Source organism: Sphingomonas sp. GW821-FHT03E12, assembly GCF_059420685.1.
Window position 1 is genome coordinate 717,753 of sequence record NZ_JBWKUF010000003.1, and the last position, 25,827, is coordinate 743,579.

16 protein-coding genes are annotated in these 25,827 nt (G+C 67.7%); 13 read left to right on the forward strand and 3 right to left on the reverse strand.

Translation table 11 applies throughout. The annotated features are described in order from the left end of the window. The first annotated feature begins 228 nt into the window (after window positions 1-228). The 8 genes from AC07TU_RS13125 to AC07TU_RS13160 all read left to right on the forward strand — a co-directional run bounded on the left by AC07TU_RS13125 (window position 229) and on the right by AC07TU_RS13160 (window position 12,912). A complete protein-coding gene (locus AC07TU_RS13125; protein ID WP_495188338.1) occupies window positions 229-1,095 on the forward strand; it encodes an AfsR/SARP family transcriptional regulator in 867 nt (288 codons plus the stop codon). A gap of 75 nt (window positions 1,096-1,170) precedes the next feature. Continuing rightward, entirely contained in the window at window positions 1,171-1,410 is a 240-nt protein-coding gene (locus AC07TU_RS13130) for a hypothetical protein (RefSeq protein WP_495188339.1), read from the forward strand. Between the two features lie 24 nt (window positions 1,411-1,434). Next, entirely contained in the window at window positions 1,435-2,580 is a 1,146-nt protein-coding gene (locus tag AC07TU_RS13135) for a hypothetical protein (protein ID WP_495188340.1), read from the forward strand. Continuing rightward, the gene (locus AC07TU_RS13140) at window positions 2,570-3,136 is read left to right on the forward strand and encodes a hypothetical protein (protein ID WP_495188341.1); all 567 of its coding nucleotides are present in this window, start codon (window positions 2,570-2,572) and stop codon (window positions 3,134-3,136) included. The genes AC07TU_RS13135 and AC07TU_RS13140 overlap by 11 nt, the downstream gene beginning before the upstream one ends. 2 nt (window positions 3,137-3,138) lie before the next feature. Next, window positions 3,139-3,738 (forward strand): hypothetical protein, encoded by a 600-nt coding sequence (locus AC07TU_RS13145; RefSeq protein WP_495188342.1) that lies wholly within the window; start codon window positions 3,139-3,141, stop codon window positions 3,736-3,738. Window positions 3,739-3,762: 24 nt separating this feature from the next. After that, entirely contained in the window at window positions 3,763-4,362 is a 600-nt protein-coding gene (locus tag AC07TU_RS13150; protein WP_495188343.1) for a PASTA domain-containing protein, read from the forward strand. 72 nt (window positions 4,363-4,434) lie between these two features. Further along, window positions 4,435-10,545, forward strand: a complete 6,111-nt coding sequence (locus AC07TU_RS13155; RefSeq protein WP_495188344.1) for a S8 family serine peptidase — start codon at window positions 4,435-4,437, stop codon at window positions 10,543-10,545. 63 nt (window positions 10,546-10,608) lie between these two features. Further along, the gene (locus AC07TU_RS13160; RefSeq protein ID WP_495188345.1) at window positions 10,609-12,912 is read left to right on the forward strand and encodes a peptidoglycan-binding protein; all 2,304 of its coding nucleotides are present in this window, start codon (window positions 10,609-10,611) and stop codon (window positions 12,910-12,912) included. A gap of 37 nt (window positions 12,913-12,949) precedes the next feature. Here AC07TU_RS13160 and AC07TU_RS13165 read toward each other — a convergent pair whose 3' ends face one another. From AC07TU_RS13165 to AC07TU_RS13175, 3 genes are all read right to left on the reverse strand, one after another. Next, window positions 12,950-15,400, reverse strand: a complete 2,451-nt coding sequence (locus AC07TU_RS13165; RefSeq protein WP_495188346.1) for a TonB-dependent receptor plug domain-containing protein — start codon at window positions 15,398-15,400, stop codon at window positions 12,950-12,952. 139 nt (window positions 15,401-15,539) lie between these two features. Further along, window positions 15,540-16,796, reverse strand: a complete 1,257-nt coding sequence (locus tag AC07TU_RS13170; protein WP_495188347.1) for an aminotransferase class V-fold PLP-dependent enzyme — start codon at window positions 16,794-16,796, stop codon at window positions 15,540-15,542. A gap of 11 nt (window positions 16,797-16,807) precedes the next feature. Then, window positions 16,808-19,192, reverse strand: a complete 2,385-nt coding sequence (locus AC07TU_RS13175) for a TonB-dependent receptor plug domain-containing protein (RefSeq protein WP_495188348.1) — start codon at window positions 19,190-19,192, stop codon at window positions 16,808-16,810. Between the two features lie 383 nt (window positions 19,193-19,575). On the opposite strand from AC07TU_RS13175, the gene AC07TU_RS13180 reads away from it, so the two are divergent. The 5 genes from AC07TU_RS13180 (at window position 19,576) to AC07TU_RS13200 (ending at window position 25,827) form a co-directional block, all read left to right on the forward strand. Further along, the gene (locus tag AC07TU_RS13180; protein ID WP_495188349.1) at window positions 19,576-19,908 is read left to right on the forward strand and encodes a hypothetical protein; all 333 of its coding nucleotides are present in this window, start codon (window positions 19,576-19,578) and stop codon (window positions 19,906-19,908) included. Window positions 19,909-19,970: 62 nt separating this feature from the next. Then, window positions 19,971-21,233: a TolC family protein gene (locus AC07TU_RS13185; protein ID WP_495188350.1), complete on the forward strand. Its 1,263-nt coding sequence runs from the start codon at window positions 19,971-19,973 to the stop codon at window positions 21,231-21,233. 2 nt (window positions 21,234-21,235) lie between these two features. After that, window positions 21,236-22,399 (forward strand): efflux RND transporter periplasmic adaptor subunit, encoded by a 1,164-nt coding sequence (locus AC07TU_RS13190; protein WP_495188351.1) that lies wholly within the window; start codon window positions 21,236-21,238, stop codon window positions 22,397-22,399. 3 nt (window positions 22,400-22,402) lie between these two features. Then, on the forward strand, window positions 22,403-25,621 hold the full coding sequence (locus AC07TU_RS13195; protein ID WP_495188352.1) for an efflux RND transporter permease subunit: 3,219 nt from the start codon (window positions 22,403-22,405) through the stop codon (window positions 25,619-25,621). Next, complete coding sequence (locus tag AC07TU_RS13200) at window positions 25,618-25,827, forward strand: hypothetical protein (protein ID WP_495188353.1); 210 nt, start codon at window positions 25,618-25,620, stop codon at window positions 25,825-25,827. Before AC07TU_RS13195 ends, AC07TU_RS13200 begins: the two co-directional genes overlap by 4 nt.

Sequence of the window (25,827 nt, forward strand, 5' to 3'; positions counted from 1 at the left end):
ATGTCCGTTTTGGTTGAGACCAGACTAACCACCATGGACCATGTTCGGCCTTGCAGGCCCGAACAGCGCCATGATAAGTCTCTGCACAGCAAGCTTCTTTTGGTCGCACCTGTATCGAAATGATGCAGAACCGGAACTGGTTTGGATAGCATCGGTCCGACAGACGACCTCTTTTGAGACGGTCCGCCGAACGCGCCACACCAGGCCACATCCAGAGGAGTGCGCGCGTTGCCAAACTGGTCGATTTCCGTGCTGGGACATGCGTCCCTCCTGTTCAGCGGTTCAGGCAAATGCGAGCTTCCCGCATCGGTCTGGCCGCTGATCGGACTGCTTCTCTGCCAGCCCGGCTATCGCGCCCATCGCGGACAGATCGCAGCTGCATTATGGCCGGACAAGGACGACGAGGGCGCACGGCATTGCCTGGCAACCGCCCTGTGGCGCTTCAAGCGGGCGCTGCGGCGCGAGGGGGCCCCGGTCGAGGCCGAAGACGACAGCCTGCGGCTGACGCCGCATCTCTGGATCGATGCGGAGGCATTTGCGTTGCGCGTCACCCGCGCGCTCGAGCCGCGCAGCGCGATCCCGCGGCCGGCGCGTGCCAAGCTGCTGCGGACCGGACTGCGGCTCTATCGCGGTGAGTTCCTCAGCGACATGTTTGCCGAATGGGCGCTGCTCGAACGCGAGCGGCTGGCGTGCCTGCGGCTCGACGCGCTGCACGCATTGGCGACGCTCGAAGCCGAAGATGGCAATTGGGAAGCGGTGGTCGCACCCGCACGCCTGCTCTGCGGAATCGAACCGCTGCGCGAGGATGGCCACCGGCTGTTGATGGAGGCCTATGCGGCGACGGGCAATCGCGCGCTGGCGCTCCGCCAGTATCGCCTGTGCGCCGAAATCCTCGAGCGCGAACTGTCGGTCGATCCGATGCCGGAAACGCGCGCTGTGGCCCGCCGGCTGGCGGGCTCACCGGCTCCCCTGCCCGCGATCGAGACGGGCAGTGCCGCCTTCACGGCACTGGTCGCGACCCGGGCGACACTGGTCGAGACCATTGGGTCGATCGACCTCGCGATCGAGGCATCGCAAGCGGAGATGGCGACGTGATGCACCGGTGATGGTGCGGTGAATGCCCCATGCGACGACGTGTCCGACTCGGGAAAATCCGGGCCGGAACAGCGCATGGAACCAGGCGATGACTTGCACGGCGACGACAGCGGCCCGACTTCGCAGCGCGCACGAACCTTCGTCCTGCGCATCTGGTTCGAACCGCGCAGCGGCCAACGCGGACCGATGCGCGGAACCCTCACGCAGCTGGGTGGCCCCGTCATCGGCGCATTCCAGTCGATGGCCGAACTGTCGGCGCTGCTCGAGCGCGCGCTTCGCGACGACGCACCTCCGGCGGACAGCCCCCGTATCTGAGCAATCTTTCCTTGGAGCAGAGCGATGACGATGCACGGCGACCAGGCATATGATCTGCGCTACCTGCGCGAGGTCGTCGATCCATCGCTGGCGGGGCTGCCGGGATATGCCCTGCGCGAGCAGGTGGATACCGCGTTCGGCGAAGGCTTTGCCGAGGCGATGGACGCGGATCTTGAAGGCGTGTTCGACGGGATCGGCCGGGCATTCTCCTCCGCCGCGCGTGACGTCGGCCGCTTCGCCCAGCGCGCTGCCCCGGCGGTCGCGCATATCGGCGGCGGCGTCATCCAAGGCGCGATGTCGGGATCGATGGCAGGGTTGCCTGGGATCATCGGCGGCGCAGCGATGGGCGGCGTAGGCGCCGGAATGAGCCGTTTCGGCTCCGGCCCGGTGCGCCAGGCCGGTCAGGCGCTGACCGGCGTGACCCAGCTCGCGGGGCAATTCTCCCCGCTGGGCCGCGCCGGCGGCGCGATCGGGTCGGCGGTCAGCGGGCTCGGCAGCCTCGCCGGCGGCCGTGGCCGGCCCAATTTCGGTCAGATCGCGGGGCAAGTCGGCCAGGCCGCCATGGGCGCGCTTGGCGGCGGAGCGGGCGGCGGCGCGATGTCGCAGATCACCGGGTTGCTGCGGTCGCCGCAGGCGGCGGGAGCGCTGGGACAGCTGTTCGGCGGCGGAAGCGGCCCCGGCCAGCTGATGAGCGCGTTGCGGCGTCCCGAAACCCAGCAGGCCCTCGCGGCGCTGCGGCTCGGTCCCATGGGCCGCCCGAGCATCCCCATGGGTCCGCAACAGACGCCCGTCCCCACCGGCGCGTTCGCCCAGCTGCTGGGCCATCTTGCGCAGCAGGCCGCCGGCGCCACCCCGCCCCGGCAAGGCGAGGATGAAGGCGAGGCCCTTGCCTTCATGTCCGATGGCGAAGGCAGCTTCTACGGCGATCCGGCCAGTGCCGGGGATCGCGCCGCGCGATTGTGGGACATGATGAACGAGGCGCAGGCCGAGCGGCTGATCGAGACGATCGAATATGAAGCCTGGCCCGGCGACGCCGACGGTTACGAGGGCGAGGGCGAGGGCGAGGGCGAGTATCTCGACGCCGACAGCGAATTCTATGACGCGCTCGATCTCGCCGATGCCGAAGCGATCGAATTCGCGCTCGAAACGGAGGCGCGCCATGTCTGGTGACACGGATCTTCTCGATGCGCCCGTCGAAATCGCGGAGGACGGCCCCGCCGCCGCACCGACGATGGCACTGCTCGATGCGGTGCGCGGCGGATCGGGCGATCCGCGCAAGGCGATGCTCGCCGCGCTCACCGGCGGCGGCGACGGCGCGCCCCAGATCGACATGATCATGAAGCTGATCGACGACCAGGGCGAGGATGCCAATGCGGCGCTTCGCGAGGAGCTGATGGCCGAAGTCCGCGAGGAACAGGCCGAGGCCGTCGCCGAGCTCTCCGCAACCGCGAGACGTCTGTTCGAGGAGCGCGCGGCGTGCAGCCAGCGCCTTGAGGATCTCGCGGCTGCGCTGGGCGCCTGCCCCGCCTGTTTCGGCGACGATCTGTTGTGCGACACCTGCCACGGCGCGGGCCGGCCCGGCGCACGCGCGCCCGAGGCCGCCGAGTTCGCCCGCTATGTGATGCCGGCGGTCGAGCGCGTGCGCACCGCGTTGCGGCGCTCGGCGCGCCGCGCGCCATGGCCCGCCGCACCAACGATGCCAACTACCTCCACGATGGGAGCATGACGATGAGCTACGACTATGACACGATCGAGTTCGAGAATGTCGACAGCGAAAGCTGGCCCGACAGCGTCTTCGACTGGAGCGACAGCGAGAGCGAAGGTGAAAGCCTCGAATCGCGGCGGCGCGGCCGGCGCGCTCCGGCCCGCCCGGTGCCGACGGCCCGTGGCGGCAATACCTTTCGGCCGCGGCCGGGCGGTGGCGGTGCGAGCGGCGCGGTAACCCAGGCCCAGCTCGAAGCGGCACTTGCCCGCGTCCGGGTCGAGGTCCGCGCCAACGCCACCGGGATCAAGACGCTCGACGGCCGCGTACGGACTGCGATCGCAGACCAGGACCGCTTCCAGGCGGCGACGCGCAAGCAAGTCGACAAGCTGCGCAGCGATCTCAAGACCACGCAGACGCTGTCCGCGCTGATCCCGCTGATCGCCAAGCCTGGGACGAAGATCGGCCAGGTTGCGCCGTTGCTTCACCTCGTCGGCTCCGACCTGATGGGTGGCGGTTCGACCGCCAGCGGCACGAGCGGTGGCGGCATCCTCGGCAACAACAACAATCTCGTGGCGATCGGAGCGCTGCTGTACGCCAGCAACGCCTTCGGAACCACGCCCTGACGATGCGAGCAAGAGGAGGCTCAGATGGATTTTCTCATGCCGCTCGCCGCGAGCGTGGTCTGCCGGGAAGGCGGTCTTTCGCCTGAAGACAGTATCGCGATGACCGCCGCGGCGCTCGTGATCGAAGGACCGCTGGCGCTGGCGCCTGCCATCGTCGCGGTCGAGACTCACCGAGCCTCGGGCAAGGTCCCGTCCCCGCCGTCAGGCGAGGTCGGGCCTGCGCTGGCGAAAGTGCCCGGCGTCCTTGGCGATTCGGAGGAGGAAGCAATCAAGAAGCTGGAAGCAGCCAGACTGCGATGGCAGGTGACCTACAACCAGGCGACCGGCGATGCGATTGGTCATGTGCTGCGCCAGTCGCCACCGAAAAGCGACACCGACCTCGTGCCCGAAAACACCCTTGTCGAACTGAACGTCGGCAAGGCCGTCGCGAGTACGGTCGAGGACGACGAGCAGGTGACCGAAGCCGAGCTCAGATCCAACCTCGCGGAAGTCGAGGAAAAGCTCAAGGCCAACCTCGCGGGTGTGCAGGCCGAGGTCGACGCGAAGCTGACGGAAATGAGCAGCAAGCTCGACCGTGCGCTCGAACTGCTCGCCGGCAGCGCCAAGGGCCCGACAAAGGCCTGACGCCCACCGCACAACATCGACCCGGCGCGGCGCGCGCAGCCCCGGCGCGCGCGCCGCCGACAGGAGGACAGCGTGGAAAGCGCCCTGCTCGAACTCGCGGAAGAAGGCGGCCCGGACGATCAGGTCTCGGTCATCATCCGCCTGCGCGAAGACGGGGCGGTTCCGGCACCGGTCCGCGTCATCGCCCGCTTCGGGCTGATCGCCACCTGCCGGCTCCGCCGCGGCGATATCGAGGCCGTGCGCGGGCAGGTCGAGAGCGTGAAACGGCCGCAAGACTATACTCCCACCCCCGACATCGATGACGACGCGCAATGGAGCGACGAGGCCGGTGGCGATGTGACCTTCCGGCCGGGCGACGCGCGGCGAAGCGAGGGGTTGCCGACGGGTGCGGGCGTCGTCGTCGCGCATCTCGACTGGGGACTCGACTTCGCACACCCGGCATTTCGCCGCCCTGACGGACGAACGCGTCTGCTCGCCCTGTGGGACCAGGGTGCGCGCTACGATCCGGCACACCCCAACCGCTACGGCTTCGGCCGCATCTTCACCCGCGAGGAGATCGATCGTGCCCTTGCTGCCCCAGATCCGCGTGCGGCGCTCGGCTATCGCTGGTGGACCTCGGACCGCGGCTCGGGAAGCCATGGCTCGCATACCTTCGGCATCTCCTCGGGCACCGGCTATCCGGGCGGAGTCGCAGGCCTCGCGCCCGAGGCCGATCTGGTCTTCGTCGATCTGACGACGCGCACGCCGCAGGGGCCGCAGCCTCTGGGAGATTCGACCGATCTGATCGAAGGCTGCGACTTCATCGTCCGCACCGCCGGGGACCGTCCCGTCGTCATCAACGCGAGCCTGGGCCGTCAGGCGGGCCAGCATGACGGCGCAACCCTCACCGAAATGGCGCTCGATGCGATGCTCGACGAGCAGCCCGGCCGCGCGATGACGATGAGCTGCGGCAATTATTTCGCCAAGGCGGCGCATGCTTCGATCACCCTCGATCCCGGCGAGGTGCACGCCTTCGACCTCGACCTCGCCGCAGGAACCCGGCCCGCCGAGATCGACCTGTGGTACAAGAAAGGCGACGCGATCGACCTGACCCTGACCGGTCCGGACGGGATCCGCGCCGGGCCGGTAAAGGCCGATGGCCGTGCCGACATCGTCTGGCAGGGACGCGTAGTCGGCCGCGTCCATAATCGCGAGAACGACCCCAATAACGGCGACTCCCAGGGCTCGCTGTTCCTCCATGGCGACGCACCGGCAGGACGCTGGCAGCTCATCGCCCATGGGCGGGCAATCGGCGACGGCAGGCTCCATCTGTGGATCGAACGCGATCCCGCGGGCGCCGGCCGGCTGCGGTTCGTCGAACAGGCGGTCGATACCGCAACGACGCTCGGCACGATCTGCAACGGCTACCGCACGATCGCAGTCGCCGCCTATGACGCGCATCGCGGCGAGCGCCCGCCCGGCCGCTTTTCGAGCGCGGGCCCGACCCGCGACGGCCGCACCGCCCGTCCCGGCTGCGCAGCGCCCGGCGTACAGGTGCTCAGCGCCCGCTCGATGCCACGCGACGGCCGTGACGCACCGCTCTCCAGCCGGATGTCGGGCACCAGCATGGCCGCGCCCTATGTCGCCGGGACGGTCGCGCTGATGTTCGCCGCGGCACCCCGGCGCTTGCGGATCGAAGAGACACGTGCCGCCCTGTTCGGCGCGCTCGAAGCGGTGCCCGAGGCCGACCGTACGCGGCTCGGCGCAGGCTATTGCGACGCCATCGCGGCGGTAGCGGCGGCACGCGCGATCGACACCGTCCCCCAGGCCTCAGCCACTCCTCCACAGGAGATCATCATGAACGAGGATTTCGACGACGAGACCGGCGACGAGGATTTCGTCTGCGCCGCCGACGACGAGGGTGAGGCGATCGAGGCTGAAGCCGAGATGGCGCTGTCCGAAGCCGGCGAAGGGATTCTTCCGGTGATGGAAGGCGAGGAAGACGATTCATCAGACGCCGAGCGGGATGCGGAAGACGCCGATTGGAGTAACGAGGGCGATGATGAGGCGCGCCGCATGCGTCATGCGCACCGCGGCGGCTCACCCTTGCCGTTCCAGTTCCAGATCCCGATCGGCGGCGGCGGCGGGCTCGGGCTGGCGGTACCGATTGGCGGCCGATCCAGCCCCTTCGCGCTGAGCGTCCCGCTCTCCTCCCCCGCTCCCGCTCCATATGCACCACCCCCCGCCACCTCAGCGGCCCCCGCTCCTGCCCCTGCAGCAAGACCCGGGCCGGTGGCGATGACGCCGCCGGACATGCCGGCGGTCACGACCGCGCTCGACCTGCCGCCTGACCCGGTCGGCACGGCGACCGAGTTCGCCGCCGAAAGCGGCGAGCTCGACTATGATATCGATTCAGCATGCTGCCCCGACTGCGCTGCGGACTCGGTCAAGGATGAGGCCGCGCTCGCCGAAGCTGCGGCGATCGAAGCGATCGAAGCGTCCTACGCATCGACGGACTTCGCTGAAATCGACGCCCGCTACGCCGGCGAACAGTTGATGGCGGCGGTCGCACAGGCGGACGGCGAATGGCACTCGTCGACGGACATGCTCGGCGGCGTCGGCGAAGCATTCGGTGCCGAGGTCGGCGAGGCGGAAAACGTTCCCGCCTCGCTCACCGCCTTGTTCAACGACCTGGCGCAGGGGGATGCTGCGCGATCGCTGTTCGGACGCCGCGTGCGGGTCCTGCTCCGGCCGGGCGAACCGATCGGCGGGATCAGCCCGCTGCGCGGCGACCTGCTTCTGCGCACCGTGCCCGGGCATGGCTGGACCCAGCTCGGTTTTGTCGCGTCGCCGGGATTTGCATCCGGAGTCCGCATCCTCGAACTGGGACTGCGACCCGAAAGTGATCCGCGCACATCGCCCGGGCGCTTCGTGCATATCGTCGAGCTTTGGCCGGTGCGCCGGAGCGAGGACGACCGTTTCGCCCGCCGCATCGCCAACGCCGCCGACCTCATGCTTGATGACACGATGCTGTTGCGGCTGGTCACCGGGGAGGCCGGCGATACGGAACAGCTGGCAGAGGAGACCGGCGAACCGGCGCTCGGCCCGGGCGCCCGCGGCCCCGCAGTCGCAGATCTGCAGCGGCGCCTGAACGCGCTCCATGCCGCGCGCACCAGCCGCGGACTGATGGGGCTCGGTGACATGCCGCTGCGCGAGGACGGGGCCTACGGCCCGCGTTTGCGCACCGCCGTGCTGGCGCTGCAATCGCTCGCGCCGGCGGGCATCGTTCCGCGCGCCGATGGCATTGTCGGCCCGGCAACCTGGCGCGCGCTTGCCTTGCTGGAGGCCACCAGTACCGCAGCTTCGCCTTCGCCGCCGCTGCGCGCGCAGCCAGCCGCGGCGGCGCCACCCAATCCAGCAAACGGCATCGCGGCCGGCGAAATCGTCGACGCCCGCGTGCCGCTGCTGGCGTCGCATCGCGGCACCGCGCCCGATCTGGTGCTGCGCTGGAACGCGATGGCGGCGGTGCCCGAGCGGCTCGACGTCGTGGTCCATCTCCACGGTTTCTCCGGACGCGGCGCGGCAATGCGGATCGATCGTGACAAGCTGCCCAATTCGGGGCTCGACTTCGCCGATCCGGTGAACCCAGCCAATGCCGGGCGCACTGCCCCGCTCCTCGCAATCCTGCCCCGCGGCAATTTCTACGGCGGGCGCACTGGCATGGGGTATGACTTCCCGGCGCTGACCGCTCCCGGCGCGCTCGGGCAGCTGATCACACTCGCGCTCGCACGCTTCGCCGCGGCGACGGGCGCGAGCAACGTCCAGCCGGGGCGGCTGATCCTCACCTGCCATTCGGGCGGCGGCGCAGCGCTGATGCGGCTGTTGCAGCAGCTCGACCCTGACGAAGTCCAGTGCTTCGACGCGCTCTACGGACCGCCGACGGCACTCATCCGCTGGGCGGAAGCGAAGCTGCGCGGCGCCGCGGCGCAGACCGGAGCCTTGCGCGTCCTCTACCGCGCCGGTGAGGGAACGGCGGCGCACAGCCGTCAGGTCGCTCAGGCCCTCGCCTCCCTGACGTCAAGCGATCCGACCTTGGCAAGACGCTGGCGAGTCGAGGCGGTGCGCGACGAGCACAACGCCATTCCCCGCCGCTATGGCTGGCGGCTCCTCGCCGACCCCGGTGCGGAGCTCTCCGGTGGCGGCACGCCGCCATCACGCGGAGGCGAAGCCGAGGCAATGGAATGGGAGAATTGGCCGGAAACCGACCCGCCAGTGCCACCGGGCCTGGCCCAGGCCGAAGTCGATGCGCTCGCCGCACGCGACTTCGGCAACGCGGCCGAACTTGAGGCCCATTTCGCCGGCGTCGGCGGGTTCGCCGACTGGTTCAACCGCACGCTGTCGGGCCAGGGGCCGTTTACACGCGGCCGCGGCGGCCCGCTGCGCATGCCGACCGGCGCTGCCGCCCGTGCCCGTTTCACCGGCTTCTGGAACCGGCTGGCAACCACCTATGACCAGCCACGCGTCGCATTGCTTGATTTCGCAGCGCTGATGGCGATCGTACTCAACGAGACCGACGGCGACTTTGCGGGGCACATCGAATCGAGCGGTCGCGGCGGCGGCGGGCGCACCGATGCGCGCGGCCGCCATCCCGGCCTCGCCTATTTCTTCGATCGTATCGAGCTGCGGCCCGGACGGACCAAGGCAAGCTACAATCACATGAGCGGGGGCCGCACGGCCGGCTCGCTGTTCGACGACCCTGTCTTCATCCGTGCGCACGGCAATTTGGGCGGTGCCGCCCGGCTGGCCAATCATGGCAGCGAGTTCGGCGGGGCGTGGAACAGCCACTATTACCCGCAAGCCGAATTCTCGACGCGCGAAGACGATCCCGAGACCGCGTTCATCCGCGAGACCGATTTCTACAAGTTCCGCGGCCGCGGCATCATCCAGACGACCGGACGCGCGAGCTATCTGCGCCATGCCGCCTTCATCCGCGGCTATCGCGGTCCCGATCCGGCGATCCAGGCACTCGCGGCGCGCTGGGCGAGCCTCAGCGACCAGGACATCTGCACGGTCAGCACCAATGACGACTGGAACCGGTATTTCGCCGTTCCCGAAGTGCTGGGGCTCGGCGTCCGCTTCCACGCAGGCACAACCCGCTATCACCATATGAGCCGCCGCGCTGAGGTGCTCAACGCCGTCGCGGCAGGACAGGCGCTCGGCCAGTCCGGCTCGATCTACCGGATGGGACGGCGGATCAGCGGCGACGGCGCCTATGGCCGGGGCGCCTATCGCGATCGCGTGCTCGGCCTGATGCGCGCAATGCTGGCGCTGTCGGCGCCCGGTCCCTCGCCGCGACCGGTGCCAAACCCGGACCCGGTACCGCCGCCGATCCCGGCTCCAGTACCGCAACAGCAGCCATCGGCGCCGCGTGCCCCTCAGGAACTGGAACACCGCTCACGCCGGGAACAGCGCAGCGACCCTCCGCCCCGATCGGGCGGGAGCCGAGCCGAAGTCGCCCCGCCCGACGAAGCGACGGCGCGCGCGCAATGGGATGCCAACCCGCGCGTTCACGGTTATTTCAGCCGGTCCTTTGCGCAGTATCTGGAATTCGTGCCGTTGTTCGCCCGCCGGGGCGTCGCCGATGCTGCGGCCTATCTGGCGACGAACATCACGGGCCTGACCTTCCTGGGGCACAGCTTCTCAGGGCATCGCGATTTCACCGAACCGCTCCGCGCGGCCGAAGCGGCACTTGGCGGCCGGTCGCTCGTTCCGCCCATCGCCCGGCCGGGCGTCTTCAACATCCGGCGCATCGCCGGGAGCCAGAATCTGAGCCTGCACGCGATGGGCCGTGCGATGGACATCAATCCGCGCACCAACCCGCATGTTCGCGACGCGCGGGACTTTCTGGTCATCCAGGCGGTGACGGGCACCGACCTGCGGCGCGAGCGCGGCCCGGCGCGGTTGCGCGAGCTCAGCGCCCAGTTCCAGCGCGATTTCACTGCCGCCTGGGCAAGCGCGCAGACCGCGCCCGATGTAGCGCGCGCGCTGGCCGACCGCGCCACGCGCGAGCGGCTCGGCCGCTACGCCCGCGAAGGCTTCTGCACGCTCGACCTCGCGCTGATCGAAGCGCTGATCGCCGCCGGCCTCGGTTGGGGTGGAAGCTGGTCGAGCAGCAAGGATTTCATGCACTTCCAACTGCCCTGAGCGAAGGCGAAAGGAGCGTCTGCGATGATGTATTCGAGGAGCGGCTGGCCGGGAGAGTCCGGCATGGCCGGCTTGGACAGCGGCGATTGGGCCGCACCGCTTGCGGGATGGGACGCCGAGACCGGCGGCGACGCCAATGTCCGCTGGCTGCAATCGGCGCTCAACCAACTGATCGGTGCCGGCCTCGGCGTCGACGGCATCGCCGGCAACGCCACCCGCAACGCGGTGCGCACCTTCCAGGGGCGCAATGGTCTGACGCAGGACGGCGTCGCCGGTCCGCTGACGGTCGCAGCAATACGCGCGGCGCTCGCCGCCGGGACGGTTCCGGCAACCCCGCCGGTCTGCACCGGACTTCCGGTACGCCAGACGCTCGACCGCTTCGCCTTTGGCCAGCACCGTATCGAGCCGCATCATCAGCCCCAGATCGACGCGATCGCCGCGTGCCTGCTCGCCAGCCTCGACACGCCGACGCCGATCGACGGGCTGGCGCTGGTCGGCCATACCGATACCGTCGGTGATGATGGCGCGAACACTGGCCTTGGCCAGCGCCGCGCCGAAGCGGTGATGCAGGCGATCGACGCCAGCCTGCGCCGTCAGGGTGCCGGCCGTCATTTCAGCTTCGTCTTCACCCCCACGACCCGCGGTGAGAGCGAACCGGTCCCCGGCGATCCTGCGCTGAGCCGCCGCGTTGATGTGATCGCGCCCTTCGCCTTCCCGCCGCCCCCGCGCCCCCGGCCGCGGCCCAGACCCCAGCCCTTCCGCTCGCCGCTCGATCCGCCGCGCTGGGGTCCGCTGCTGGCGCGGGTCATCAGTCCGCGCGCGACGATCCGGACGGGCAATGCCGTCCGGCATCTTGTCGATGCCGAAAATCCGGGCGCGCCGATGCTCGCCGGCTATGACGCGATGGTCGAGGCGATCCGTTCGGTGCGCGGCGGCAACGCGTTCATCTACCTGCTCGGCTGGATCTGCGTCGACGATTTCGACATGATCACCTGCGATCCCGACAGCAAGCTGCAGAGATTGCTGGAAAGGGCCGCGCGGGATGGCGTGCAGGTACGCGCGATGTTCTGGGAAGCCGCGTTCCACATGCGGACTCAGCTCCGCCAGACCCAGGCTTCGGCCGATCATATCAACGCGCTGCCGGGCGGCGCGGCGATCGTCGATGGCGAAACGCTCAACCTCGGCTCGCATCACCAGAAACTGCTCGTGGTCGGCGACGGCGAGCGGCTGGTCGGCTTCTGCGGCGGACTCGACGTCAACCCCGACCGAATCCTGCCCTCGACCATCGTCTGCCCCACGCCCGGCCCCACCCGGCTCGCCCAGCGCGCCCGCGAAAGCTTCGAGGTCAATTTCGACGGCTTCGACAGCGAGAGCGATATCGAGAGCATGAGCGGCGGCGGCGGCAATCCGCTCCACGACGTGCATTGCCGTGTGGAAGGCCCCTCGAGCATCGACCTGCTGGGCACCTTCATCACCCGCTGGGATCATCACCCGGGGAGCCGGGCGATCGAGATGCGCGCGCCGCTGCGGGGCCGCGGTCTCACCACGCCCACCGCCTTGTCTGCGCCGCTGCCGCCCCAGCGCAGCTCGACCGGCGACACCTGCTCGGTCGTCATCGGCCGGACCTTCAATCCGCGCCGCGGATCGGGCATGCCGCGCGAGCGCGACATCCGCGCGATGCTGCTCGCCGGCATCCGCAACGCGCGCCGCTTCATCTACATGGAGGAGCAGTATCTGCTGAACCTCGAGGCGGCGCGTGCCCTGCGCGCGGCGCTGCCCAATATCCAGCATCTGACGATCGTCATCGCCGCCACCGACGTCAACAGCGACACGCCGTGCATCTGGACCTTGCGGCGCGAGTTCGTCGAGGCACTTTCGCGCGGACTGCCGCCCGATCAGGCTGCGAAGGTACGCATCTTCCAGCTGGTGACCCCACCGATCCCTGCAGTTCCGCCGCCTTGCAGGCCCTCCAGCTCCGGCCGGTTCATGCCCACCTTTGGCCGGCACACCTATGTCCATGCCAAATGCTGGGTATTCGATGACGAGCTGGCGGTGATCGGATCGGCCAATTGCAACCGCCGCGGCTGGGAACATGATACGGAGATCGACGCCTTCATCTTCGACGACCGCGTGCCAGCTACCGCAACGACGCGAACCTTCGCGCAGCAGATGCGGATGGACCTGTGGTCGGAGCATCTCTCGCTTCCGCCTTCCCGTTTCGTCGATGGCGTCGCCTCCGCGTCACTCTGGCTGCGGCCGGGCACAACCGCCCGCGTCATGCGCTATTGCCCGGATGAGGGAAGCGACACCTTCCCGCCGCAATGCGGGATCCTCCGCGACACGCTGGTCGATCCGGCAGCACCGTGAGGGCGCCCGCAACGCCCCACCGCGCGCCGGTTCCCGTTCAGAAGCGTCCCAAGCGTTTCGTGAACACCAAGCTGATGGTCCGGGGGTTGGGCGGATTGTTGTAGGGGTCGTATCCCAGCACCGCATCCGGAAGGAAGTTGGGCCGCTGGTTGAATATATTGGCGACGACCAACTGCAGTTCGCCCCCCTTCGCTGCAGGCGCAGACACCAGACGCTCGAGGTCGAGGCCGAGAAAGAGCGACGCGGTCGTATATGCCCCGACCTTGCGCTGCGGCTCCCCGGGCCGGTTATCGGTGAAGCCATCGACATAATTCACCACCGAGCCGATCGAGTAGCCGCCGCCGCCCCAGATCGCCGAACCGTTGAGCCGCAGGTCGGCAGGCTGGGCGTACCCGTCCAGCCGGGACGCAGCGTGCCCCGATCCGGCCGTCAGGCTGAGACCAAGGATATATTGCCCGGTCAGCTTGAAGCGTGCCTCGCCGCCGAACAGACGCGTTCGATAGGCAAGATCGAAATCGATACCGTCGGTCATTTCCACCGCGAAGTTCTGCGGGCGGATATCGGCAATGAGCTGCACCTGGGACAGGAGCGACGCCGGAATCTGGCTCGCGCTGCTGTAGATGACGGTATCTCCGCCGCTGACGAACGGCACCTCCGTCGCGAACCAGCGGAAGATCGTCGGGTTGTTGACGATCCGGTTCACAAGATCCCGGCCCGGATTGACGGTGTTGAACCCCTGCAGATCGCGCACGCCTACGCTGTCGTCCTGCGAAGGCGTAACCACCCGGCCAGAGATTTTGATCCGGTAATAGCCGGCCTTGATCGAGAGGTTCGGGATGAAAGACGGCGTCAGGTCGATGCCGATGGTGAAGGTGTCGGCATTCTGGGTCTTCAGGTCGGGATTGGCCCCGGCACGGAACATCACCAGTGCGTTCCCGGCGGGCAATGCCGGATTCTGGCTGGCCGGATCGAGGAAGGCGTAGGGGTAGTTCCAGAACGATACCTGCTCGGCGATGCCGATCGTGTCGCGGAACCGCGGCACCAGGAAGGACCGCGCATAGGTGCCGCGCAGTGCGATCGAACGGTCGATCTGCCACCGGACTCCGGCCTTTGGAGCCAGCGCATTGTCAAACCCCAGATCCTCATAGCGCGCCGCGGCCGAGAGCGTGAGCGAGCGGATGAGCGGAATGCCCATGTCCGCGCTGACGACCGGCACGTTGACCTCGCCGAACAGCGACTTCACCTCGCGCTCACCGCCCGCGAGGTTGAAGAAGATCCTGGCGTTCGTGCGGAAAGTCTCACGCCGATACTGCGCTCCGCCTGCGAGCAGGACCGGCCCCGCGGGTAATCGCCCCAGTTGCGTCTGCCCGGTCAACTCGGCGGCGAACAGGGTGTTGCGGTGGGTGTAGGATCGGCTGGAGACTGGCAGAAGCGGGTCACCGCGGAACAGGGTGCTGCTGGTGCGGTTGCTGCCCCAGTCGAGATTGAGATCGAACGACGTCGTCTCGCTCGCCTGCCAGTGCGCATTGCCATAAAGCGAATAGCCCGCCGCTTCATTGTCGAAAAAGCGATTGTCCGTTGCATGGCCGATATAGTTGATGCGCGCGTCACGCTTGCGATGAAAATGCGCGGCATCGATCGAGAATTTGAGCGCTCCGACTTCTTGCGCGACACCGGCATAGAGCCCGCTCAGTTCCTCGTTGGGAAGCTGGGTGATCTGCAGCAATGTGTCGGAGACGAGGATCGGATCCTCAATATAAGCAGATCGCTTCTGATACATGGCCGCGCCATAGATGTGACCGCCATTCCAGCTCTGCCCCGCAATCGCGCTCAGTTCGGCATTGTTCGAACCAGTCTGCGTCGCGGTTGATGCGCGGGCGCGCAGTTCGGCACCGTCGGTGACCTTGCGGGTGACGATGTTGACGACACCGGCAACCGCGTCCGCTCCGTAGGTCGCCGAAGCGCCGTCGGCGATAATGTCGATCCGGTCGATCAGCGCAGAGGGGATCACCGAAACTGTCGGCGCCTCGATCATCCCTATGCTCGCCATCCGCCGGCCATTGACCAGGGTCAGCGTGGCGTCCGAGGCAAGGCCGCGCAGCGCGAATGCGGCAAAACCGTCATACTGGTTGAACGTCGTGCCCTCACCCAGCGTCGAGCCGATGCTCGAAGCCGAGGTTCCGAAATCGCTGAGATCGCCGGTGAAATTCTGGGGGATCGTCAGCATATATTCCGACAGCGATCCCGATCCCGCCTGCTCGACATCCTCGCGACCATAGGTCTGGATGGGGCTTGCGATATACTCGCGAGGCAGCCGCCGGATGAGCGAGCCGGTTACGACGATGTCCCCGTCCTCATTGCCGTCCCGGCGTCTGGATACCTCACTTTCACCCGGTTCTTCCGTCCGTGGCGCCTCCTGCGCGAAGACGGATGATGCCGGCGCGCAAACCAGCGCAGCGGCGATCAGCGAGCGAGACGATCCAAACATATTACCCCCTAAACAGTATGTAACGTTACATCATTACATAATTGAAGCGGCAATAAGCCGTGGCCTTTCGCTGTCAAGGCAGATTGGAGTGCCGTGAGAGGTGGATCAGCGGATCCCGTCGAAACAGGAAGCGTCTACCCTACCTGATCGACGCGCCTTCTGCGGCAAGCGCACGGGCCAGCTTGTCCATATCCTCCGGGCTGTTGAACAGCGCCGGCGTCACCCGGACGCATGCGCCCTTTGCCGGGCCGTCGCGATGCACGGTGAAGATGCGATGACGCTCGAGCATGCGCGCTGCGAGCGCCACATTGCCTTTGACATCGGTCACACCGCGCAAGCGGAAGGAAGTAATGCCGCCGTGCAGTTCCGGATCGTCAGGGGTCAACACCTCGACGCCCGCCAGTGGACGAACCGCCGCAACCCAACGGTCACGCAACATCCGCAACCGTGCGGCGCGGCGGGCGCGCCCGATCGCCTGCTGAAAGGCAAGCGCGACGGGTACGGTGAGCAACGCCGCGAAATCGCTGGTGCCGGGATGGACGCGTGCGCTCACGGTGTCGCGGCCGTCCGCCGGTTCGGCCGGGTCGCGGTCGATCCGGGACAAGGCGGTCTTGCGGATATGCATCGCACCGACACCCAGCGGCGCACCAAGCCATTTGTGACAGTTGATGCCGACGAAATCACAATCGAGATCGGCCAGAGTCATGTCGAGCTGACCCCAGCTGTGGGCGGCATCGACGATTGCATCGATCCCGCGCGCGCGCGCCAGTGCGGCGATCTCGCGCACCGGCAAGACTAGTCCGGTGCGGTGACTGAGGTGCGTGAGCAGCACCAGCTTCAGGCGTGGATTGGCGTCGAATGCTGCAGCATAGGCATCGATCAGCCCCTGCCGCGTCGCGGGTTCCGGCAGCGCGATGCGAACCACCGAAACCCCGCGCCGCACGCACAGATTCTCCATGCAATCCTGCATGCTGTCATAGTCGAGATCGGCATAGAGGACAGCATCGCCCGGTTGCAGCCGGTTATAACCCAGGATCAGCGCCTTGAGCGCTTCGGTCGCGTTGCGAGTGAAGGCGATCTCGTCCGCTGGCACACCGAGTTCCGCCGCCAGCGCATCGCGCACCGCCATCGCGTCGGCCCCGAACCGGCGGCGCGTATAGTAGCTCGTGTCGCGGTTCACGCGCGCCAACTGCTCCTTGTACGCCTCCAGCACCGGCCGGGCCATCATGCCCCAATTGCCGTTCTCGAGCTGGATCACCTCACGCGTTACGTCATACTCGGCAGCAATGCCGCGCCAATAGGCTTCGTCGCCGGTGTCGGAGAGCGCCGCCGGCGCTGCCTGTGCAGCCGCCGGGAGGGCGGCGATTCCGGTCAGCAGCGTCCGGCGGTTCATCATGCTTCCTTTCCTCAGAACGTCACGCCCAGCCGGACATAATACTGGCCGCCATCGGTATCATAGGGGGCGTTGCGCGAGTAGATGAGGCCGCGCACCGCCTGGTTGGTGGCTTCGTCGGGATAGGTGTCGAAGACGTTCTCGGCTCCGGCACGCAGCGTGAAATGCTCATCGAACTTATAGGCGACCGCGACGTCGAACAGGGCGACGCCGCCAAAGCGCTGGAACAGCTCGCCGGTGGCGTTGCCGCTGACGTCGGTCCATGCGCCATAATAACGGCCACGCAGCAGCAGTGAGAAACCGCCGACCTCATAGCCAAGCGAGGCGGTGCCGTTGTTCTGCGGCAGCCGTTCCTCGAAGACGCGGCGCTGCGTCTCGTTGGGGATCGCTGCGCTGGTGCCGCTGCGCACCTTGGTGTTGTTATAGTTATAGGCGAGCGTGGCGGTGGCACGGCCGGGCCCCAGGTTGCGCGCATAGTTCAGCACCACGTCGATGCCGCGGGTGCGCGTGTCGAAATCGTTGGTGAAATAGCTGACCGAGGTGAAGCGCTGCGGATTGGGGAAGCTCGCCGGAACCGCGAAGGTCCGCGACTGGCTGAACCGGTCATCAACGTCGATCTGGTAGAGATCGATGCTGCCGCTAAACCCGATACCGGTCTGGAAGGTCAGGCCCGCGGTCAGCGTCTTTGACGTTTCGGGCGTCAGCGGCTTGGCGCCGAGCGCCATCGCCAGCGGATCGCTGGGCGACAGACGTCCCTGGTTGAAGATCTGCAGCGTGACCGTGTCGAGACCCTGGGTGGTCTGGATGCTGTTGAGCTGTCCCGGGGTCGGGGCGCGGAAGCCGGTCGACCAGGTCGCACGCGCAGCGACCCCCTCGACCGGCTCGATGCGCGCAGCCAGCTTGTAGTTGAAGGTATCGCCGAACGCGGAGAAATCCTCGTACCGTCCCGCCGCACCCAGCGTCAGCATCTCCACCGGCCGCCATTCGAGATCGACATAGCCGGCATAGCTGGTCTGATCCCAGTTGCCTGCAGCTGCCGAGCTGAAGCCGGGGAAGCCGTTCGAGCTCGGGGCAAGCCCCGTCGCCGCGCCTGGCCCGATCGCATAGGAGGCGGCATCGCCCGCGCCGACCTTGTACGTCTCGCGGCGGCGTTCGGCACCGAAGGCGATGTTGAGCGGCTCGGCTCCACCCACCGGCAAGCGATAGACGAAGTCGGCGTTGATGTTGAATTCGCGCTGTTCCAGCCGGCCGATATAGAAGCTGGTCGGGCTCAGCGGCCCCATCGATGCGTTGAGGCTCTCGCGCATGTTGTAGTCGATGCGGCTGCGGCCGTAGCCGACGCTGACATCGTAGCTGAAGGCTTCACTCAGCTCGCCGCGAACCCCAGAATTGGTCTGGAAATCACTGTACTTGGTGCCGAAGCGCGGGGTGAAGCCGGCCGGATAGAGCGTCCGGAACGAGAAGCCGGGAAAGGCGCTGCTGGGGTTGTAGACGTTCGCGGTGCCGGCCGGATTGCGCCAGTTGAAATCGGTCACGCCTTCGCCCGACTGAGCGGTGAGGAAGGTGTAGAGCGTCGCCGCGTCGGCAATTTCGTAGCGCGCATCGACTGATCCGCGAATGCGCTCCTCGTCCGGCTGACCCCAGCGCTGGACCGGGTTGGGTACCTTGATGGTGGGGTTGGCAGTCTGGAAGGCGATCGCATCGGGACGCTGGCGGGTGCGCGAAGTCGCCTCGGACTTGTCATACTGGCCAGTGAAGACGATGCTGCCGCGATCGCCCAACGCCGCGCCGCCGCGCACACCGCCCTGATATTCGTTGCCGTCGCCCTCGAAATATTGGGAGAACTGGCCGAAGACTTCCATCCCCGGCTTGTGCTCGAGGATGATGTTGATCACCCCCGCGATCGCGTCCGATCCATATTGCGCCGAGGCGCCGTCGCGCAGCACTTCGATCCGCTTGATCGCCAGCGATGGGATGCTCGCCAGATCGGGCGCCTGCGCCCCACGTGTGCCGAGCAGCGCCGAACGGTGATAGCGCTTGCCATTGAGCAGCACGAGCGTCTGGTCCGGCGAGAGACCACGCAGCGTGGCAGGGCGCACGAACGCGAGACCATCCGCCGCTGGGAGGCGCTGGACGTTGAACGAGGGCAGCAGCTGGGCGATCGTGTCGGAGAGGTCACCCGAGACGCTCGAACGGACCGAATCGGCCGACAGGACATCGACCGGCGCCAGCGTATCGAACTGCGTACGCGACCGCTCACGCGTACCGGTGACGACGACGATGCTGTCATCCGAGCCGGCATCGGCCCCGGCATCGCTTGCGACGGTAAGGGTCTGCGCCGCCGCGGGCGCGCAAGCGAAAGCAAGCGCGGCGAGCGCGCTGGTAGCGGTGAGCTTCATATGATCCCCAGGATGCTCCGGCGTCAGGACGCGCCGGCTTCGGCGGTGCGGCTAGGCCGTCCAGCCTTCACTTTGATGACGGGACGACGACAGTTTGGAGATACCTCAATTCCGCTCTGCGCCGGTCCGACACGCTCTGCCGCCCGCTCAAACAGTCGAACAGAAATTGGAACTCCCAGCGCAGACCATAAGAACACCAAAGAGCAGCTGGCATTGCGTACGGCCACCGCTCAAGATTCTGCAAACTACAAATAGTCGTCCTGGTCCGGAATATTTCCCAACTATGCCTCGGATCTCCGATTCCTGATATGTTACTATATAACAATTCGATCCTCGCAATTTGCAGATGACGAATTTCAAACAATCTTGTAAGCGACCTCCGAATGAGTCGTCTTCTCCTCGCCCTGATCTGTGTGCTTGCGTCCTTTTCGCTCGCATCAGGCGCCGTCGCGCATGCGGCGGAGCGGACGATCTGTGTCGAGGCGAGTGCCACGGCTCATGCCGGGGAAGAAGGCGGCAGTACTCCGGATACCGACGGCTCGGACAAGGGCGTCCAGCACCAGCATAGTGGCTGTCACGGCCATCATTGCGCATCGCTCGCGAACGACCTGACGCCGGGCAGCTACGCGTCGCTCGCCGACGGAAGTGGTTTCCCCCGCGTGGCCTCACTTGCCGGCGCCGCGCCTGATCCGTCGCTGAGACCTCCACAGGCCTGACGACCGAGACGCTGCCGGACCCTTTTCCGGCGGCCTGAACCGGTACGTCAGGAGTTTCAGACATGAGAGTGATGATCGCGGCGCTGCTCGCCGCGGCGTCCTGTGCGGGGATCGCACAGGCGCAAACCCCGCCCGCCGAGGCGGGCGATATGATGACGCTGGAGGAAGCGGTGCGCCGGGCCGGCGCGACATCCCCCGCGAACGAAGTTGCCACGCTCGGGATTGAGGCGGCGGAAGCGGAACGCAGGATCGCCGCGCTGCGGCCCAATCCGACGCTGGATGCCGAAGTCGGAAACGTCATCGGCACCGGACCGTATCGCGGATTCAACGAATCCGAGACGACGATCGGCTTCTCCCTGCCGCTCGAGCTTGGCGGCAAGCGCACAGCACGGATCGGCGTCGCCGACGCGCAGGCCGCGCGCGCACGGATCGACCAGCAGGCTGCAATCGCCGATCTGCGCCTTCAGGTGACGCAGGCCTATATAGAAGCGGTCACCTCCGAGCGCCGTCTGGCGATCGCCGAGGATCAGGTGCGGGTCACCGGGGAGAATCTGCGGATCGCCCGGGACCGGGTGATGGCTGGGGCCAATGCGCCGATCGACGAACAGCGCGCCGCGCTGCTGTCGTCCAATGCCGCCGCCGAAGCCGAGCGCGCGCGCCGCACGGTCGAGGCGACCCGGGCCGCACTCGCGCAATTTACCGGTGCGCCTTCGTCCGGGCTCGACCAACCCTGGTTCGATCGCGTCGCGCCGGTTCAGGCAGGTCCGCAATTCCCCATCTCGGCCGAAGGAACGCTCGCACTCGCCGCGGCCAGCGCCGATCTTCGCACCGCCGATGCCGGAGTGCGCCTCGCGCGCAGCCAGCGCGTGCCCGACCTGACGCTCAGCGCGGGCACTCGGCGGCTTCAAGCGAGCGGCGACATGGCGATGGTGTTCGGTGTGTCGGTGCCGCTGCCCGTCTTCAACAACGGGCGCGCCGCGGTCGACCGGGCAGCAGCGCTGCGCAACCAGTCCGATGCACAGCGGCGGCTGGTCCGGTTCGAGGCAGAACGTGCGATCACCACGGCCCGCGCCGACCGCGATCGCGCCGCGATGAGCGTGCGTGCCTCGACCCCTGCTCTTGCTGCCGCGCAGGAAGCGGCGCGGATCGCCCGCGTCGGTTATGGCGAGGGCAAGTTTGACCAGCTCGTCCTGCTCGAAGCCGAGCAGGCATTGCTCGACACCCGCACCGCCGCGATCGACGCGCACGCGCAATATCATGATGCCGAGGCGCGCCTCGCCCGGCTCCTCACGCCGGCCACCGCGCCGGCGCAACCCGGGAACTGACGATGAAGACGCTCATGATCGGAGCTGCGGCTCCGCTTGCCCTGCTGCTCGCCGGATGCGGAGGCACGGAGGCACCCGCCAACAATGCGGCCGAAGCACCGGATCACAAGGCGGACGAAGCAGGCGGCGAGGAAGACCATGCCGATGAGGGTGAGATCACCCTGACGCCGCAACAGATCCGCACCGCCGGGATCGAGATCGTGCGGCCGTCGGTCAGCGGCGGGGGCGCACTGGTGCGGCCCGCGACGATCGAAGGCGATCCGCAGGGCACCCAGGTCGTGTCGGCGGCGATCGGCGGACGCGTGGTCGCGCTCAACTACAATCTCGGCCAGCCGGTCAGGCGCGGACAGGTGCTGGCGGTGATCGAAAGCCGCGAAGCGGCGTCGATCCGTGCCGAGGTGGAAGCGGCGCAGGCACGCGCCGCGCTCGCAGGTTCGAACCTCGCGCGCGAGGAACGGCTGTTCAGGCTGCGCGTCTCGCCCGAGCGCGACGTCATCGCTGCGCGTACTGCAGCGACCGAAGCCAGCATCGCGCTTCGCCTCGCCCGCCAGCAATTGTCGGCTGCCGGCGTTGCCGGTGGCGGCCTCAACCGCATCGGCGTGACCGCACCGATCGCAGGACAGGTGACCGCGCGCCCGGTGACGCTCGGCCAGACCGTCGCAGCGGATGCGGAGCTCTTCCGTGTCTCCAACCTCTCGCAGGTCGCCGTCACCGTTGCCCTCTCCCCTGCCGAAGCCGCGCAGGTGAAGACCGGCGCGCCGGTCGAGATCAGCTCGGGCGGACGCCGTTCGGCGGCGCGTGTCAGCTTCGTGTCCCCTGTCCTCGACGAAGCGACCCGTTTGGTGACGGTGATCGCGCTGATCGACAATCGCGCGGGCGAATGGCGTGTCGGCGAGGCGGTCACCGCCGCGATGCAATTGCCGGGCGCAGGCAACGGCAGCGTTACCGTCCCGGCTAGCGCGATCCAGACGGTCGAGGAACGGCCGGTCGTATTCGTGCGTACGCCTACCGGCTTCAAGGCCACCCCGGTCACGCTGGGCGCGCGCGGATCCGGCATCGTTACGGTCACCGCGGGCCTGACCGGGCGCGAGGAAATCGCCGGGCAAGGCAGCTTCACCCTCAAGGCCGAGCTCGGCAAGGGCGAAGCCGAGCATGGGGGGCACTGACCCATGATCGCTCGCATTGTCACCTTCGCGGTCGAGCGGCGCTGGTTCGTGCTGCTCGTCACGCTGATCGCTGCGGCGATCGGTGCCGCCTCGCTGTCGCGGCTGCCGATCGATGCGGTCCCCGACATCACCAACAATCAGGTTCAGATCAACGTCCGCGCGCCTGCCCTCTCGCCCGAGCTGGTCGAGAAGCAGGTCGCCTTCCCGATCGAGACCGCGCTCGCCGGCGTGCCCGGGCTCGAATATACCCGCTCGCTGAGCCGCAACGGCTTCGCGCAGGTGACGGCGGTCTTCACCGACTCCACCGACATCTATTTCGCGCGCCAGCAGGTCGCCGAGCGCCTGCGCACCGCGGAGGAGAGCCTGCCGGAGGGCGCCACGCCTGAAATGGGCCCGATCGCGACGGGCCTGGGCGAGGTCTATATGTGGACCGTCCACATGGCTCACCGGCCCGAGGACAAGCACAAGCCCGGTGAGCCCGGCATCCAGCCAGATGGCAGCTACATCACCCCCGAGGGTGATCGGCTGGTCAGCGAAGCCGACAAGGCGACCTATCTGCGCACCGCGCAGGACTGGATCGTCGCGCCGCTGCTCAAGCCCGTTCCCGGTCTTGCCGGGGTGGATGCGATCGGCGGCTATGTGAAGCAATATCAGGTGGTGCCCGACGTCCAGCGGCTCGCGGCGCTCAAGCTCAGCCTCGGCGATCTCGCCACCGCGCTCGAGCAAAACAACAGCGCGGTCGGCGCCGGCGTGGTCGACCGCAATGGCGAAGGGCTTGCGGTGCGCTCCGACGCGCGCATCGCCAACGCCGATCAGCTCGCCCGCACCGTGATCGCAACGCGCGAGGGCGTCCCGATCCTGCTTAACCAGGTCGCGACCGTGAAGCTCGGCCAGGCGATCCGCATGGGCTCGGCGTCCGAGAACGGGCAGGAGGTCGTGGTCGGCACCGCGATCATGCGGATCGGCGAGAACAGCCGCAACGTCGCCTCGGCGGTCGCCACCCGGCTTGAATCGATCAACGCCTCGCTCCCGACCGACATCATCATTCAGCCGGTGCTCGACCGCACGGGCCTCGTCAACGCGACGATCAAGACCGTGGCGAAGAACCTGTCCGAGGGCGCACTACTCGTCGTCGTCGTGCTGTTCCTGCTGCTCGGCAATTTCCGCGCGGCACTCATCGCGGCGCTGGTGATCCCGGTCACGATGCTGATGACCAGCTTCGGGATGCTGCGCGGCGGGGTCTCCGCGAACCTGATGAGCCTCGGCGCATTGGATTTCGGGCTGATTGTCGATGGTGCGGTCATCATCGTCGAGAATGCGCTGCGCCGCATCGCCGAGCGCCAGCACCATATCGGGCGCACACTCGACAAGGAGGAGCGGCTGCAGGTCGTGGCGAGCGCCGCGCGCGAGATGATCCGCCCCTCGGTCTATGGGCAGGCGATCATCATCCTCGTCTATGTCCCGCTGCTCACCCTTACCGGGGTCGAGGGCAAGACGTTCACGCCGATGGCGCTCACCGTCATCCTCGCGCTCGCCTTCGCCTTCGTCCTCTCGCTCACCTTCGTCCCCGCGATGCTCGCCATCTGGCTGTCGAAGCCGGTCGAGGAGAAGGAAGGCCGGATCATGGGATGGCTCAAGCGCCGCTACGAGCCCGGCCTGTCCAAGGCGATGGCCCGGCCGCGCACCACGATCCTCGCGGCGGTGGGCGCGTTCCTGATCGCGATCGGTGCGTTCGCGACGCTGGGACAGGAATTCCTGCCGCAGCTCGACGAGGGCGACGCCACCGCGCAGGTGCTGCGCGTGCCGGGCACCTCGGTCGAACAGAGCCAGGCGATGCAGTTCCGGGTCGAGAAGGCGATCTCCGCGATCCCGGAGGTCAAGTTCGTCTTCTCCAAGACCGGCACCGCCGAACTCGCGTCGGACCCGATGCCGCCCAACATCTCCGACACCTTCATCATCATGAAGGACCGCAAGGAATGGGCGGACCCCAAGCTCCCTAAAACGGAACTGGTCGGCAAGATCGAGACGGCGCTGGAAGGGCTTCCCGGCAACGCGTTCGAGATCAGCCAGCCGATCCAGATGCGCTTCAACGAGCTGATCGCAGGGGTGCGCGGCGACATTGCGGTGAAGGTGTTCGGCGACGACACCGACGCGATGAACGCCACGGCCAACAAGATCGCGACCATCCTGCGCACCGTGCGCGGCGCGACCGATGTCCGCGTCGAGCAGACCGAAGGCCTGCCGATGCTCGACATCAGGCCCAGGCGCGATGCCATGGCACAGCTCGGCATCACTCCGCGCGTCATGCAGGATACCGTGGCGGCCGCGATCGGCGGGCGTGATGCGGGCATGATCTTCGAGGGTGACCGGCGCTTTGCGGTGACGATCCGGCTCGACGACACCGCCCGCGCCGATCTGCAGACGCTCGGGCAGGTGCCGGTTCCGACGCCGGACGGCGCGTTCGTCCCGCTCGAGAGCATCGCCGATATCGCGGTGACGTCCGGTCCCAACCAGATCAGCCGCGAGAATGGCAAGCGCCGTGTCGTCGTCCAGGCCAATGTCCGCGGGCGCGATGTGGCAGGCGTGGTCGCGGACGCGCGCGCCGCGATCGATGCTCAGGTGCGCCTACCCGCCGGCGAGTATCTCGAATGGGGCGGCCAGTTCGAGAATCTCCAGTCGGCCAGCGCGCGGCTAATGCTGGTGGTACCAGCCTGCTTCGCGCTCATCATCCTGCTGCTCTACGGCGCGCTGGGACGGGTCCGCGATGCTGCGATCGTGTTCACCGGCGTACCGCTCGCGCTGGTGGGCGGGGTGCTCGCGCTGTTCCTGCGCGGCATGCCCTTCTCGATCTCGGCGGCGGTCGGCTTCATCGCACTGTCGGGCATCGCGGTGCTCAACGGGCTGGTGATGGTGACCTCGATCCAGGATCTGATGGCGCGCGGCGTCGGACGGGCCGAGGCAGCGTGGCAAGGCGCACTCGCGCGGCTCCGGCCGGTGGTGATGACCGCCCTGGTCGCCTCGCTTGGCTTCGTACCGATGGCGATCGCGACCGGCGCGGGCGCCGAGGTGCAGAAGCCGCTCGCCACCGTAGTGATCGGCGGGCTCATCTCGGCGACCTTGCTGACGCTGTTCGTCCTGCCCACCCTCTACGCCCGCTACGGCCAGCGCGAGACCGATCCCGCGGAGGTCGAGGGGGTTCGGGTGGCGGGAGGTGCGTCATGACCATGATCCGGCACCGCCGCCCCTGGACAGAGGCCGATGATATCGAGCTTCGCAGGTTGATCGAGGATCGCCAGCGTCCAAGCGAGATCGCCCGGCAACTGGGCCGGACGATCGATGCGATCCGCGGCCGCACGGCGTATCTGGGGCTGACCCTGCCGTCAGCCCTTCGACCCTGGCGAAAGACGGCGCCCCGCTTGCGATCCTGA

Excerpts from the sequence above, each read along its gene's own strand:
- AC07TU_RS13170 (WP_495188347.1), bottom strand. The coding sequence starts at position 16,796 with ATGATGAACCGCCGGACGCTGCTGACCGGAATCGCCGCCCTCCCGGCG.
- AC07TU_RS13130 (WP_495188339.1), top strand. The coding sequence starts at position 1,171 with ATGGAACCAGGCGATGACTTGCACGGCGACGACAGCGGCCCGACTTCG.
- AC07TU_RS13175 (WP_495188348.1), bottom strand. The coding sequence starts at position 19,192 with ATGAAGCTCACCGCTACCAGCGCGCTCGCCGCGCTTGCTTTCGCTTGC.
- AC07TU_RS13195 (WP_495188352.1), top strand. The coding sequence starts at position 22,403 with ATGATCGCTCGCATTGTCACCTTCGCGGTCGAGCGGCGCTGGTTCGTG.
- AC07TU_RS13140 (WP_495188341.1), top strand. The coding sequence starts at position 2,570 with ATGTCTGGTGACACGGATCTTCTCGATGCGCCCGTCGAAATCGCGGAG.
- AC07TU_RS13150 (WP_495188343.1), top strand. The coding sequence starts at position 3,763 with ATGGATTTTCTCATGCCGCTCGCCGCGAGCGTGGTCTGCCGGGAAGGC.
- AC07TU_RS13180 (WP_495188349.1), top strand. The coding sequence starts at position 19,576 with ATGAGTCGTCTTCTCCTCGCCCTGATCTGTGTGCTTGCGTCCTTTTCG.
- AC07TU_RS13135 (WP_495188340.1), top strand. The coding sequence starts at position 1,435 with ATGACGATGCACGGCGACCAGGCATATGATCTGCGCTACCTGCGCGAG.
- AC07TU_RS13200 (WP_495188353.1), top strand. The coding sequence starts at position 25,618 with ATGACCATGATCCGGCACCGCCGCCCCTGGACAGAGGCCGATGATATC.
- AC07TU_RS13185 (WP_495188350.1), top strand. The coding sequence starts at position 19,971 with ATGAGAGTGATGATCGCGGCGCTGCTCGCCGCGGCGTCCTGTGCGGGG.
- AC07TU_RS13190 (WP_495188351.1), top strand. The coding sequence starts at position 21,236 with ATGAAGACGCTCATGATCGGAGCTGCGGCTCCGCTTGCCCTGCTGCTC.
- AC07TU_RS13160 (WP_495188345.1), top strand. The coding sequence starts at position 10,609 with ATGGCCGGCTTGGACAGCGGCGATTGGGCCGCACCGCTTGCGGGATGG.
- AC07TU_RS13145 (WP_495188342.1), top strand. The coding sequence starts at position 3,139 with ATGAGCTACGACTATGACACGATCGAGTTCGAGAATGTCGACAGCGAA.
- AC07TU_RS13165 (WP_495188346.1), bottom strand. The coding sequence starts at position 15,400 with ATGTTTGGATCGTCTCGCTCGCTGATCGCCGCTGCGCTGGTTTGCGCG.